12 protein-coding genes are annotated in these 13,509 nt (G+C 54.5%); 6 read left to right on the top strand and 6 right to left on the bottom strand.

Annotation, left to right across the window (positions count from 1 at the left end):
* Positions 1–4: 4 nt before the first annotated feature.
* The 5 genes from ACOCF6_RS22105 (at position 5) to ACOCF6_RS22085 (ending at position 4,629) form a co-directional block, all read left to right on the top strand.
* Positions 5–979, top strand: a complete 975-nt coding sequence (locus tag ACOCF6_RS22105; RefSeq protein ID WP_482462492.1) for an alpha/beta fold hydrolase — start codon at positions 5–7, stop codon at positions 977–979.
* Positions 976–2,616: a fatty acid CoA ligase family protein gene (locus ACOCF6_RS22100; protein ID WP_482462491.1), complete on the top strand. Its 1,641-nt coding sequence runs from the start codon at positions 976–978 to the stop codon at positions 2,614–2,616. Before ACOCF6_RS22105 ends, ACOCF6_RS22100 begins: the two co-directional genes overlap by 4 nt.
* Positions 2,613–3,608, top strand: coding sequence for an NAD-dependent epimerase/dehydratase family protein (locus ACOCF6_RS22095; protein ID WP_482462490.1), 996 nt, complete (start codon positions 2,613–2,615; stop codon positions 3,606–3,608). The genes ACOCF6_RS22100 and ACOCF6_RS22095 overlap by 4 nt, the downstream gene beginning before the upstream one ends.
* Positions 3,605–4,285 (top strand): 4'-phosphopantetheinyl transferase family protein, encoded by a 681-nt coding sequence (locus ACOCF6_RS22090; RefSeq protein ID WP_482462489.1) that lies wholly within the window; start codon positions 3,605–3,607, stop codon positions 4,283–4,285. The genes ACOCF6_RS22095 and ACOCF6_RS22090 overlap by 4 nt, the downstream gene beginning before the upstream one ends.
* 140 nt (positions 4,286–4,425) lie before the next feature.
* Positions 4,426–4,629: a GSU3473 family protein gene (locus ACOCF6_RS22085; RefSeq protein WP_482462488.1), complete on the top strand. Its 204-nt coding sequence runs from the start codon at positions 4,426–4,428 to the stop codon at positions 4,627–4,629.
* Between the two features lie 90 nt (positions 4,630–4,719).
* Here the strand turns inward: ACOCF6_RS22085 and ACOCF6_RS22080 are convergent, their stop codons facing one another.
* From ACOCF6_RS22080 to ACOCF6_RS22055, 6 genes are all read right to left on the bottom strand, one after another.
* On the bottom strand, positions 4,720–5,292 hold the full coding sequence (locus tag ACOCF6_RS22080) for a hypothetical protein (RefSeq protein WP_482462487.1): 573 nt from the start codon (positions 5,290–5,292) through the stop codon (positions 4,720–4,722).
* A gap of 144 nt (positions 5,293–5,436) precedes the next feature.
* The gene (gene pal / locus ACOCF6_RS22075; protein ID WP_482462486.1) at positions 5,437–6,036 is read right to left on the bottom strand and encodes a peptidoglycan-associated lipoprotein Pal; all 600 of its coding nucleotides are present in this window, start codon (positions 6,034–6,036) and stop codon (positions 5,437–5,439) included.
* Positions 6,037–6,614: 578 nt separating this feature from the next.
* Positions 6,615–7,442 (bottom strand): cytochrome c biogenesis protein, encoded by an 828-nt coding sequence (locus tag ACOCF6_RS22070; protein WP_482462485.1) that lies wholly within the window; start codon positions 7,440–7,442, stop codon positions 6,615–6,617.
* Positions 7,439–8,761: a cytochrome c biogenesis ResB family protein gene (locus tag ACOCF6_RS22065; protein ID WP_482462484.1), complete on the bottom strand. Its 1,323-nt coding sequence runs from the start codon at positions 8,759–8,761 to the stop codon at positions 7,439–7,441. The genes ACOCF6_RS22070 and ACOCF6_RS22065 overlap by 4 nt, the downstream gene beginning before the upstream one ends.
* 188 nt (positions 8,762–8,949) lie before the next feature.
* The gene (locus ACOCF6_RS22060; protein ID WP_482462483.1) at positions 8,950–12,459 is read right to left on the bottom strand and encodes a CxxxxCH/CxxCH domain c-type cytochrome; all 3,510 of its coding nucleotides are present in this window, start codon (positions 12,457–12,459) and stop codon (positions 8,950–8,952) included.
* A gap of 154 nt (positions 12,460–12,613) precedes the next feature.
* Positions 12,614–12,949 carry an ArsR/SmtB family transcription factor gene (locus ACOCF6_RS22055; protein ID WP_482462482.1) on the bottom strand — a complete coding sequence of 112 codons (336 nt, stop codon included), beginning with the start codon at positions 12,947–12,949 and terminating at the stop codon, positions 12,614–12,616.
* 271 nt (positions 12,950–13,220) lie between these two features.
* Here ACOCF6_RS22055 and ACOCF6_RS22050 point away from each other — a divergent pair, with 271 nt between their 5' ends.
* A complete protein-coding gene (locus tag ACOCF6_RS22050) occupies positions 13,221–13,352 on the top strand; it encodes a hypothetical protein (protein ID WP_482462481.1) in 132 nt (43 codons plus the stop codon).
* Positions 13,353–13,509 lie beyond the last annotated feature (157 nt).

Raw genomic sequence — 13,509 nt, 5'->3', positions numbered from 1 at the left:
TTGCGTGCCAACGCCGTTAGCGCCCAAATCTTGCGTTTCTGATCAGTTAAGAAAAGTACTAGGGAGATTAGCTCTGAGCATTACCGAAAACCTGAAAACAGAATACCCCTTTACCGGGAAACACATCACCATTGATGGCGGATTGAAGTATCACTACCTGGACGAAGGCAGCGGCCCGCCAGTGGTGATGGTGCACGGCAACCCCTCCTGGTCGTTCTATTACCGCAACCTGGTGCTGGCCCTGCGCGACCGCTACCGCTGCATCGTCCCGGACCACATCGGCTGCGGCCTGTCGGACAAACCGGGTGACGACCATTATGACTACACCCTGTCCCGCCGGGTGGATGACCTGGAAATGCTGCTGGAGCAGTTGGGGATCAGGGAGGACATCACCCTGGTGGTCCACGACTGGGGCGGCATGATCGGCATGGCCTATGCCGTGCGCCACCCCGGGCGCATCAAGCGATTGGTGATCCTCAATACCGGCGCCTTCCACCTGCCGAAAGGCAAACCATTCCCCCTTGGCCTGCGCATCTGCCGGGACAGTTTTATCGGCACACTGCTGGTGCGGGGCTTCAACGCCTTCAGCCGTGGAGCTGCCTCTGTGGGCTGCAAACGCAACCCGATGAACCCGGAACTGCGTGCACTGTATCAACTGCCCTACGACTCCTGGCGAAACCGCATCGCCACCCTCCGTTTCGTGCAGGATATCCCGCTGGCGCCCGGCGACCGCGGCTATGACCTGGTCAGCTCCGTGGCCGACGGGATCGGGCAGTTCAGCCAGCTGCCGATCCTGGTTTGCTGGGGCGAGTTGGATTTCGTCTTCGACAGGCATTTCCTGGCCGAGTGGCAACAGCGTTTCCCCGGGGCCGAGGTCCACAGCTACCCGGACTGCGGTCATTATATCCTGGAAGATGCCCGTGAGGAGGTTGTACCGTTGATCAGTTCATTTCTTGACCGTCCGGAACGGGATTCATGAAACCATCCGACATCGTCAACATCTCCCGCCCGCTGACCGAGATGGCCCGGCAACAGCCGGATACGCCTGCCATCATCTTCCCGCAAAGAAAAACCACCCTGACCTTCCGTGAGCTGGACCAGGAAAGCGACCGGATTGCACGTGGCCTGGGGCGCACTGGCATTGTTCGGGGGATGCGGACCGCCCTGCTGGTGCCCCCCTCCCCGGAACTGTTCACCCTGACCTTCGCCCTCTTCAAAATCGGAGCCGTGCCGGTGTTTATCGATCCTGGGATCGGGGCCCGCAACATGAAGGGCTGCCTGGCTGAAGCTGAACCGGTGGCCTTCATCGGCATACCCAAGGCGCACCTGGCCCGGCGACTGCTGGGCTGGGGACGCAGCACCATCCGCATCATGGTGGTCGTCGGCGGCGGCTCCATGTGGGGCGGTATACCTCTGGCGGTAGTGCGCAGCCAGGAGATCGGTGATCTCCCCTTTGTCCCTGCGGATACGCTGAACAATGATCCGGCCGCCATCCTCTTCACCAGCGGCAGCACCGGACCGCCCAAGGGTGCCGTCTACAGCCACGGCACCTTTGCGGCCCAGGTCGATGCCCTGCGGGAACTGTACGATATCCGCCCGGGCGAGATCGATCTTCCCACCTTTCCCCTGTTCGCCCTGTTTGCCCCGGCCCTCGGCATGACCGCCCTGATCCCGCAGATGGATTTCACCCGACCCGGGACCGTTGATCCCCGGCAGATCCTGGGTCCGGCCGCCGAATATTCCGCCACCACCATGTTCGGCTCCCCGGCCCTGCTGAATCGGGTCGGCCGCTACGCGGAAAAACACCGGATCAAACTGTCAACGGTCAAACGGGTGATCTCCGCCGGGGCTCCGGTTCCGGCTGCAGTCCTGGAACGTTTTGCCGCCCTGTTGCCAACGGATGGTGAGATCTTCACCCCCTATGGCGCCACCGAGGCCCTGCCGGTCAGCTCCATCGGCAGCCGCGAGGTACTGGGGGAAACCGGTGCCATGACCGGTGAGGGGCATGGTGTCTGTGTCGGCCGACCGGTCAAAAGCATCACCCTGGCCATCATCCCGATCAGCGATGGTCCGGTCGATATCTGGAGCGATGAGCTGGCACTGCCCACCTGGGAAGTGGGTGAGATCACCGTGCGCGGACCACAGGTCAGTAAAGAGTATCTCAACCGACCCGAGGCCACACGGATGGCCAAGATACCCGATACATCGGGAGGAGTCTGGCATCGCATGGGTGATGTCGGTTATCTGGATGACAGCGGCCGGATCTGGTTCTGCGGACGCAAGACCCACCGCGTACAGACATCGAAAGGCACCATCTATACCATTCCGGTGGAGGGCGTTTTCAATACCCACCCCAATGTCTTCCGCACGGCGCTGGTCGGCCTGGGCCTGAAGGGCAGCCAGCAGCCGGTGCTCTGCGTGGAGCTGGAAACAAAGGCCACAAAACCCGAACAGGAACTGATCCGCAGGGAGCTCCTGGAACTGGGCAGCCGCTATCCCCACACGCAGCAGATTCGTGAAATCCTGTTCCACCCTGCCTTTCCGGTGGACATCCGCCATAACGCCAAGATCTTCCGGGAAAAACTGGCTGTCTGGGCCCAGGGGGAACTTTCATGAAGGCTCTGGTTACCGGCGGCGGCGGCTTTCTGGGCGGCGTAATCGTACGCATGCTGCGTGAACGGGGCGAGCAGGTGAGCAGTTTCTCCCGCGGGGCGCATCCCGCACTGGCGGATATGGGTGTGGAACAGTTTCAGGGCGATCTGGCAGATGTAGCGGCTGTTGTTGCTGCTGCACAAGGCTGTGACATCATCTTTCATGTGGCAGCCAAGGCCGGCATCTGGGGGAGTTACAACGATTTTTACAGCGCCAACGTGACCGGCACTGAAAATGTTCTGGAGGCCTGCCGGGTTAACGGGATCGGAAAACTGGTTTATACCAGTTCCCCCAGCGTGGTCTTTGACGGAAGCGATGTGGAGGGTGGCGATGAATCCATTCCCTACCCGCTCCGCTATGAGGCCCACTACCCCAAAACCAAGGCCCGGGCCGAACAGATCGTACTGGCCGCCGCCTCCCCTGCCCTGGCAACCGTAGCGCTGCGCCCGCACCTGATCTGGGGGCCGGGTGATAACCACCTGGTGCCGCGCATCGTGGCCAAAGGCCGCTCCGGAAAACTGCGCCGGATCGGTGCACGCCCCTGTCTGGTGGATACGGTCTATGTGGACAACGCCGCCCACGCACACATGCAGGCAGCCGACCACCTAACCCCGGACAGCAGCCTCTCCGGCAAGGCCTATTTTATCAGCAACGGCCAGCCGTTGCCCCTGTGGGAAATGGTCAACCGCATCCTGGCAGCAGCCGACATAGCTCCGGTCACAGGCAGCATCCCGCCGGGGCTGGCCTACACCATTGGCTGCATCTGCGAAGGCCTGTGGGGTCTGCTGCGTCTGTCAGGAGAACCGCCCATGACCCGTTTCGTGGCCCACGAGCTGGCCAGCGCCCATTGGTTTAGCATTGAGGCTGCCCGCCGTGATTTCGGCTACCAGCCGGAGATCTCCATCGATGAGGGGTTGGAGCGTTTGCGGAAATGGTTACGGGGTAACAGGGTGTGAGACTGTTCTCTTGGCCGCAGGCACACGAAGTCCATATCCACTGTGCAGACCTTGCTGCCGAGATCGTACGGTCTGTCTCTCCCGACGAGTTATTGAGAGCCGACCGCCTGCTCGATCCTCATACAAGAGTACGTTTCCTGGCCAGTCGCGGCCTGTTGCGGGAAATCTTGGGGGGGTATGTGGGCATTCAGCCGGAAGAACTGCATGTTGCTGTGGGTGCACACGGCAAGCCGTATCTGGACACTGACTCTGCCAGCGACGCCCGCCTGCACTTCAACCTGTCACATTCAGGCAGCCTGTTTCTTCTGGCAATTGCAGCGGATCGTGAAGTCGGCATTGATGTCGAACAGCTGCGAGACGACACCCCCTACCCTGAAATGGCTCGACTGGCATTCTCTCCACGCGAACAGCTCGAACTGTTCGGACTTCCTGACCAGTTGCAACGAAGCGCATTTTACCGTTGCTGGACCCGTAAGGAAGCCTATCTTAAAGCCTGCGGGCTCGGTTTTTCTCTGTCTTCAAACAGTTTTGATGTGACTTTACAGCCTCACATATCCTCCGCACTAATCGTACACAACCTGCTCTCCAGCTGGATCATACAAGACATCACGGTATTGAGTGGTTACTGCGCTGCGCTGGCTGTCAACGGAGCCCCCCCGATTATCCGTTACATATAGTGAGCAAAGCGCCTAGATAACTCCCCGTGATTTTGTCTTGCCATATTCATTGCATTACAATATTATAATAAATAATAATTAAGCAAATAAGATCAACATGGATTTTTTATCAGATAAAAATCAAGAAGAAGGATTTAATTATGCTCATTCAAGTTATTTTTACTGATAATCATCATGATTTTGTGAAACCCAACATCCTGGATACACTGATTGAATCAAAGAAAATCTCAAAATTCAAGCGCAGCGGTGGCTGGGTAACGATAGGAATGGATCCGGTCAGACAAACACGCAGAGTATCAACATTCATGGCACCAAATGAGGCCAGGAAACTTTCTTCCCTGTAATTGAGCGAGAGTATTAATGCATCTGCAGTTACCGTAATGGCTTGCGCTGCACAGAGCGTAAGCCATTATTTCGTTCATGAATCTGAGTAATCACAGTTCTTTCCCGGTGATCTGGATGAACTGATTGAAGGCCTCCCTGACTTTATCCAGGATGGTGTCGCTTTTTTGAAATTCTGCGAAATCGGGAGACCAGATCTGTTCAACCGTATCAATCGCAATGTTTTTTCGCTGGCTCAGCAGGTCATATTTCTTTGTAACACCGCAACAGAGCGCCCGTTTCCATTCGCTCGCTTTCTTCGGGTTCCATTTGCTCTTGAAATCTTGAAACGATAATTGACCGCCAAAATTCATCTCACTGACATCAATAGCAGTTGCATTACCCAGCTGATCCGCATGTACCTTCTCAACATAGGCAACATGCCAGTATCTGCCGAGATCGAAAATGGCTACATCGCCTTCCTCGACCTTTGATGGCACCCTATTCTTGAGAAGCGAAATTTCAGCAACGGATTTTGGTACCGGAAATGTCGGGACTTTGGCTTTGACATAGTCGACACAGTAACCGCCCCGATCCACCCAATCATCACAGTTACAGGCAGCGTTACTGGTTGAACACATCACGGTGAATATCATAGCGCTTACAGGTATTGAAATTCGTTTCATAGTGCGGCTTCCTTGGAAAGATACCGGATCAGATCATGAAATTCAGCATTGATTCCCGGTTCCGCGCCCATTCCACTAGGGGGATTGAAAAGAACGGAACCGGAAGATCAAATATTTAAACCAGTTACACCAGACACACTGACATCATTGCGATACGACAACGAACTCGTCCCGGCGGTTTTTTGCCAGGGTTGATTCATCGTTGCCTTGAACGACAGGTTTCTCTTTACCATAGCTGACGATTGAAAGACGTTCAGGCTGGACACCAAGAGTGGCCAGATACTGCTGGGCAGATTTGGCACGACGATCACCAAGCGCCAGATTGTATTCAGCCGAGCCGCGTTCATCGCAGTTGCCTTCGATCCGGAGTTTAGCGGTGGGGTCTTTCATCAACAGGGCAGCATTTTTTGTCAAAGAACTACGGGCGGATTCAGACAGGTTAGCGGAATCAAAGTCGAAGTAAATTCGTTCCAGAACAGACTGCAGTTGAGCACGGAATGCGGATTTCAGTGCCGGATCCTGCTGGGAGGCAACTGGCAGCGGAGTAGTTTGCGAAACCGGTGTTGCTGCGGTCTGGGTAGCCGGCGGAATACTGTTGGATTTTGAGCGATCAACCTGATTTGCAGCTGCACGGGGTACAAGACCTTCATCCTTTTTTACAACATCCTGTGTTGCACAGCCGGCAGCCATGAAAACGGCGACAAGAAACACGGTAGCAACATAAAACGATTCACGTTTTTGCATGGGTAATACTCCTTTAATTTTAGATTAGAGAACACAGACGCACTACGGCATCGTATTCAGAGACACGTGACCATCCGGATTTATGGTGAAGACTTATGCGGCGGAATGTGCTACCGGGGGAGCTCGAGGAGGTAATGGGCTCAGCGACAATTGAGGGACAGACAGATACACGGGAAGTACTTCAAGGGAGAACACTTCAGCAGGAAAAATAACGTGGAGAGGCTGACTTGCTATAACAGGGTCTGCAGAGAATTTTACGACAGACTGCACTAACGTGCGGGCAGAAGACTTTTCCAGAACCGCCCGCCGAATAGGCTTGGGCTTGTGCGGACGGGATACATCAGGCACCCTCGTACCCACACATACCAAAAACAGAGGGACCATGAGGGTAATAAAACGCAGGCAGCAACTATGTTTTTCAAACACACACATTTTTTCAACTTACCAGATTCTTTCGTTCAATACAAGCAGGATGAGTTAATGAGAGCCTTCGTGCATTGCTGTAACATCTTCAACTAATTAATTTCATTCAACGTATTTGATAGCACATTAAATGTGGCAGCACCTGTTGCATACATTTACTTGAAGTACTCCGAATGGATCGAACCGCTCAACGTAGCCATAACAAACAGCGTCATCAATGAAATACAAAAGCAAGCAATAAAAAACCACGCAGCCCTGGTTTCCTTCCAGCCAAAAAAACGACGCAGATGAAGGTAGGCACCAAACATCAGGCAGGAGATCAGTGACCAGGTTTCGGTCGGATCCCAGCCCCAGAAACGCCCCCAAGATTGATATGCCCAGATCGAACCGGCAAGCATACCGATGGTCCAGAAAATAAAACCGAAACCGGCAAAACGGTAACTGTAGACATCCAGTGTTTCAAGGGGCGGCAGACGGCTCAGCCAGCCTTGATCCGACCGCTTCTTGAGCAGATAGAAGACCGCAAAGGCGCAGCCGATCACCAGTGTGGCCAGGGATATTTTGTAGAGACCGATATGGATGATGAGCCAGACGCTGCGAAACGTGGCCGGCAGAGTGCGAATCCCGGGATTGTAAAACAGGGACAGTGCCAGCAGCAGAAAAGCTGCCGGAAAGGCTGCAATGCTGGTCGGTCTGACGCGCGGGTATATCCGGGCGAAAAAAAAGTAACACCCGACGATCATCCAGGCATCAGATGAAAGGACCTCATTGGGAGCCATGTAGGGACCATGCCCGACCTCAACCCACCAGAGTGCAATGAGAATACTATGCAGCAGCAGTCCCAACGCAGCTATCCAGTAGCTGCGAAACTCCATCCGTTCATTTTTGAAAATCACTCCGGTGGCATTAGCCACGGTTGCCATAACATACATAATGACTACTGCCCACGTCAGTGACACGTACATCGCAAGTGACAGCTTCATTCTGAAAACTCCTTATCCAGCGCACGCCTGACGGCGTCCCGTTCGTCTTTGAAAAATTCCTTGAAGTTCGGTGCCTTCCAATACACCCGGTAGGAATGGTCCGGTTGTCTGATAGCGACCAGTTCGCGGGGCGGCGCCATGTAATGTATAAGACCACCCAGCATGATAATTGCAAACCCCGCGAATATGATCGGCATGCCGTCAATATCCACAATGATCAGTTTCGACCATTTTTGAACACCATTCAGCCGGACCCGGTATTTACCCAGGTTTCCCCAACTTCCCGGAGTCAAACTGGTCCGGGCAATCTCTTTTTGCCCGTTGAGTACTCTGACAACAAACTCGGGACGGGAACTGAGCATCGATTTCCGCTCCATGTCGGCAAAGTATTTTGCCGCAAACCGGTACGGAGACCATGCCACAGCGAACTCCTCGCTGTAACCGGCAGCATTGAGATCTATCGGATGCTGCACCATAATGAGTTCTGTATGGGAGTTACCTGCCTCATCTGTAAATTCGACCGTGAATGCATCGCCATATTGCGCCGCATGGTAGATGCGCAGGCCGCGGTAGTGCTGGAGCTTGTTGATTGACGCCGTAAGGGACTCAACCCTTCCGGATTCATCGGTTATAGAGAGATCTGAAAACACCGCGGTCGGCTGACCGTCCGCTGCAAACCGCTCCCTGACCTTGTCCAGCCGGATGGTTGCCGGAAGGGTGAGAGGAGAAGACATCAAACCATGCTCGGAGATGGTTAATGGCTGCCGGCTATTGTGCTGCCCACCCTCGACCAGGATGAGAGCCCCCTGCCGACCGGTCAGAGCCACATATAATGACACCGTAATCACCACAAACATGCCGGTGTGCAGTAGCAGATTGCCAAAATACCCCCACGGATTTCTGACATATTTCAGAAAATCAGGAGCTTTTGGCTGTAGATAACGATAACGGAATGCAGCGGCAACAGAACGCAACATCTCGCCTGTTGCCGCTGCCGCCACTTCATCTCCCGCCGCAATGCCGGCTGAATAAAGCTTGTTTCCGGCAACTGTCAACTGGTCATAACACGAGACCCCCATTGACAGGGAGGCAAACAGGATGGCTGCTGCGAACCATGGTTGGGCATATATCCGGTGCAGCTGCATTACATCAATAAGCCAGAGCAGGCTTGCATGTCCTTGCCGCCATATTTCTACCCGCTCTGGTGTTGAATCGATCTCCTGCGGGATAAGTGTCGAGATATACATGCAGGCGACAACAAGCAGGATCAGCCCAAGAGACATGCGGCGGGCTGTGATAAACCTATTAAATTTATTCACGAGTCAGGCACCATTACTGTTATCCGTGTGATAATTCCGAATCAAAGATCTCTCTGCTGTCATTACTGTATCATAATCAGCAGGAACCCGGCGTCAATCTCTGCTCGGTAGGGACCTTTGACCTAACAGCTCTGGTACAGGCCGGGCAATGCCCGGCCTGTACCAGCATGGTCACATTTGTTTCAGCGCTACCATGCATTGGATTGAGTACCACCACCCGAGCAGCCACTGCTGATGGTGCCATGGTTACAGGTGGTGCCATTGGCAGGTGTACCCACACCTTTGGCACTGTTGGTGGGAGTGATGCCGGTTACCATGGGGCCGACGACATTCGGTTTGCCGTTTCTGACCGGGCCGGCTGTTGAGCCTTTACCATGATTTATACCGGAATTGTTGCCGCTGGTCGTACCGGCGCCGTTGTGACACACGGTACAGGCAGCGGTGCCGTGATTAGCATCTTGTGCTCCACCATGATACCCGAGTCTGTCTGGATAGGCAGTGCCGACCGGGCGTCCGATTTTTGTTGTTGTGGCCGTACTCAGACCATGGCAGGAACTGCAGTTGGCTCCAACTCCCGTTCCGGTATGTACCGGTGCAGCTTTTACATGACAGCTCATGCAGTCGGGAGGATTGCCGACCGTTGCCGCCGGATAGGGGCTGGTTGCGGTTCCCATGGCGTGACAGCCGAGGCAGGAGCTGTTCCCGCCAGCTGCTACGACATCGGCCTTATGGGTGTCATAGGGAATGGTATGGCCGCCGGACGGCTTGAAGGCGTCCGAACCGTGGGTCGAGCCGGCATGACCGTGACAGCTGGTGCAGCGGGTCGTGGAGTTGTGTGCATCACCGGTTGTCTGCGTGTAGTGGCTGGTGGTGGTATGACAGACATTGCAGATGCCGTTGAACGGTGCTGCGCTCTTGGCGTAGTCGGTACCGGTCGGGGTTGCCGAGAGCGTGAAGACGACTGCGGTCGCAGTCTGGGTGGTCGGTTCACCAGTTGACCGGTTTGAGACCTGTGCCGGCTTGGAACGGACCATGTACTGGTTGGTGTTGCCTGTGCCGTGGGGATCATGGCAGTCCCAGCAGAACTGGCCGCCATTGAGCGCACCGGTATGTTTCGTACCATAGTGGTCGGCTTCAATCGCCTTGGAGGTTGTCCGTTTCTTCAGGGTTGCATTCACCGTAACACCGGCACCGGTTGCCGAGTGGCACACGAGACACGGTGCATTGCGGCCGTAGGATGCGGTCGAGTAGTTCAGAAGCCGGAAGGCATTCGTAGAAATGTTGTGTCCGACGGCTGAATCGTGGCAGTACTCGCACTGTTTAGCCTGAACAGCAAAGTTTGCGGCCGGGTTGCCGGAACCGCCGTAGGTGCCGGTCGCAAGTCCATGGCCATTGCCGGCCCAGGAACCGGTGCCGGTCATCTGGAACTTGGAGACCGTTCCATTGTTCCAGAAGGTGGCGCCGAAATCGGCAACCGATGCGGTGGCGCCGTTACCGTGGCAGTCCTGGCAATTGAGGGTGGTTCCCCAGGTGGCGCTGTTGCCGCCATGGCAGCTGATGGTGCTGCACTGGGTCGGTGCTGTGGGGGTGCCGTTAACTGCAACGGTGAATGTGGCGGTGCCCCCTTGGGCAATATTGTAGACCTTGCTGACATGCAAGGCGGGAGTGGTGATTGTACCGGCCGCATTGACAACCGCACTATGGCAGAAGTCGCAGGTATAGGCATGTTTGGGGTGGCTGTTTGCCTTAGGGGTGCCGGATGCGTAGGTTGGCCCCTGGGTTGAACCGGCTGCCCCGCCGGTGTGACAGGAATTGCAGACCGTAACACCACTCCATGAAAGTGCTGCGTGGGTCGGGGCCGTGACGGAGGTTCCCTGACTGTGGCAGTAGGTATTGGTACATTGCTGAGCACCTTGGGCGCCGGATATCGTTCCACCGGCAAAGATATCCATGGCCAGGTCTTTATTGGCGTTGGGGTGCTGGGTCCTGGCCTGTATTGTTACCTGCAAAGCGGTGTTGCTGGCGGCCGTGCCGTTGTGGCAGCTGCTGCAGGTGATGTTCGTATTGGCGGCATAGGTATTGATATGTTTGGTATGCGGTGTCGACCAGGTCGGAGCGGCATCACCGGCCTTGCTGTGGCATACGCCGCAGGTGCCGGTAGCGGTCGTGCCCCAATTCTGTGCTGCGACGGCCGAACCGGGAGTCACACCATCTCTGGTGTGGCAGACGGTCGTACAGGTTCCGTTGGTGGTGTAGTTAAAGCCTTTGCCATCAACGGCAGCTGCTGTGCCCTTGACATAGGCGGTTATCTTTGTACCGGTCACAGCGGCATCCTGCAGCGGGGCTACTGCTGATGCCGGGCCGGTCGAGTGCTGGTTGCTGGGGTGACAGGCCAGGCAGGAGTAGACGTAGGTTGTTGCTGTATGCGTGTCGACACCGCCGACTAGTACGGTCGGGGCCGTGGCGCTGTTGTAGTGTTTGGCATGAGCCAACGCAAGGCCTGCGTTGGTGGCATCGTGACAGCTTGTGCAGGTGGTGGCGGCTCCCCAGGCTGGGCTGGCTGCGGCGCCGTGACAGTAGGTATTGGAACAGGTCTTGGCAGCTGCTGCGTAGGTTCCGGTTTTACCGCCGTTGGTTTTGAAGGCCACATCGTCACTTTTGTTGAGATGAGCACCGCCGTTTACCACGGTCGTCGGCGGAATGGTCGTGTTGGTAGTGGTAGTGTTATGGCAGTAGTCGCAGCTGAAGAGGCTGCTCTCAACGTGCTTGACATGACTGTTGGCCGTAGCAGAAGCCGCTGGACCTGATGCATACACCGGATGCGCCTTTCCACCGGCCAGTCCATCACCATGACAGGCTGAGCAGCCGACCGGAGTTCCATTCCAGGCAGGCGATTTGTAGGTACTGGGGGCTACAGCGGATCCGGCGTTGTTGGTGTTACCGGAGCTGTGGCAATAGATACCGCTGCACGTGCCTGCTGCGGCCACTCCGGCGCCTGGCAGAAAATTATTGCCGGTGCGTCCGCCGGTATAAAGGCCGCTCAGGTTGGGTGCGGCTGCAAACGTCACGGTTATGGGGCCTTTGCCGGTGGTGGCATGTGAAAATGCAGCGCTTGAGGCGAGTGTATTGTAGTCCGGATGGCATTTGGCACAAGCGGTCTGGGTACCGCCGTCTGCAGTAATGTGTCGGGTATGATTGCCGGTTGCCAGGCCCGTAGCCAGATGGCAGTTGGCACAGTTGACATTATTGTCATTGGCTGTTTTGCTGGTCGACCAGATGGAGGCAGACGGCTGGCCCCATTGAGGTGTAACGGTTTCAAAGTGGCAGTTTATATTTGAACAGGAGTAGCGAACAGGAAGTGAGGTCTGGTTGACAAACGTCACACCTCCGTTGTACTGACCGTTGACACGGGATGTGTTAATATTGGCGGGAAAGCTGATTTTCCCGTCACGGTGCCCCGTGACTGTTGGTGAGGCGCCATGGCACTTTGAACAGGTATTTGCATCAGTTGTCGCAGCCTGGATATGGGTGCGATGGTTACCGACAAAGCCGCCGGTGGATATATTCCGGTAGGCGTCATCAATCGGACGTATATCGCCGGAATTGCCGTGACAGTCATAGCACTGATCAATGTGGTTACCTGTAAGTGCATGTACGGAGGTTGAAACGACTAGCGAGGAAACTAAACATAACAACAAAATTACTGCACCTTTTTGAAGGTATCCTGCGCTCTGACATATCTTCATATGTAATTCCTCATGTAAATATTGTTAATCGAGATTTAGGAAAATAAACCTTAATAGCCTGCTTTTCTAATAGCGGTATGGCCGTAGCCAAGTGAAATAGCGACTGTCATACGACATAAGTCTTATCGCGTAGAGATGATACAACCACTGCCTTCAGCACCCCTGGGAATTGTGCCTCCACGTCTTCAGTGCGGAGGCTATAAACCCAATCTTTACCTACCCGACGTGAAGTAATCATCCTGGCTTCTTTCAACACTTTAACGTGGTGAGATAGTGATGATTTATGCATGGTGAACCCAAAAGACTTACGGGATACTTCTCCATGTACCGCTAGCTTGAGAACAATCTCTAGCCGCACTTCGTCGCTTAAAGCCTCAAGCATCTTTAATAGAGACAATTCCTCATATACTGGCTGATCTTTGAAATTGTTATAGACTGTCATAAATCTCCTTCAGTAGTACTCAGCAGAAATCTCTAGATAAACAAATACATGACGAACAGCAATATATGCCGCATCAGTGTGTTTTGTTTGATTTCAGTGGGTTGATCTGTGGGGGATTTTAGACGGGTGAAGCGCGTGAAGGGAATGACTGGACAATAAGTAACTGGGGATGAATGAGTTTAACGGCAGAGGGGACGAGAAAACCGCATACAGGTGATGGCAGAGGAAGTTGAAAGGGACCTAATGTTATTGCGGGGAGAATTGAGATATTATGCTTGACATCATCCATATCACTGCCATGGGGATCGGCATGATCGATATGGAGAACGTGATTACCTTGATAATCGGAAAAGTCCCAAACATTGGCTACTCCGGTTCCGCAAACAGCGAATACCAGCAGTAATGAAATGATGTATGTCTGAAGCTGACCTGGTTTCATTCAATCTATCCTAGAGCAATTACCTTCGTGCAAAACTAAATACGATGTTGCGACAGCATACATTTTCTGCTGACGATAGCTTACATTAAAGCATAAATCATACCGGGGCTCAACAAAAATA

The organism is Geobacter psychrophilus (genome assembly GCF_056821595.1).
Note: the sequence above shows the minus strand (reverse complement) of the source record. Positions and strands in the feature narration are given on the sequence as shown.

What these genes read in the sequence shown, in the direction of transcription:
- ACOCF6_RS22070 (WP_482462485.1), bottom strand. Translation starts at nt 7,442, where the DNA reads ATGAAGCTGTCACTTGCGATGTACGTGTCACTGACGTGGGCAGTAGTC.
- ACOCF6_RS22055 (WP_482462482.1), bottom strand. Translation starts at nt 12,949, where the DNA reads ATGACAGTCTATAACAATTTCAAAGATCAGCCAGTATATGAGGAATTG.
- ACOCF6_RS22085 (WP_482462488.1), top strand. Translation starts at nt 4,426, where the DNA reads ATGCTCATTCAAGTTATTTTTACTGATAATCATCATGATTTTGTGAAA.
- pal (WP_482462486.1), bottom strand. Translation starts at nt 6,036, where the DNA reads ATGCAAAAACGTGAATCGTTTTATGTTGCTACCGTGTTTCTTGTCGCC.
- ACOCF6_RS22050 (WP_482462481.1), top strand. Translation starts at nt 13,221, where the DNA reads ATGCTTGACATCATCCATATCACTGCCATGGGGATCGGCATGATCGAT.
- ACOCF6_RS22080 (WP_482462487.1), bottom strand. Translation starts at nt 5,292, where the DNA reads ATGAAACGAATTTCAATACCTGTAAGCGCTATGATATTCACCGTGATG.
- ACOCF6_RS22095 (WP_482462490.1), top strand. Translation starts at nt 2,613, where the DNA reads ATGAAGGCTCTGGTTACCGGCGGCGGCGGCTTTCTGGGCGGCGTAATC.
- ACOCF6_RS22100 (WP_482462491.1), top strand. Translation starts at nt 976, where the DNA reads ATGAAACCATCCGACATCGTCAACATCTCCCGCCCGCTGACCGAGATG.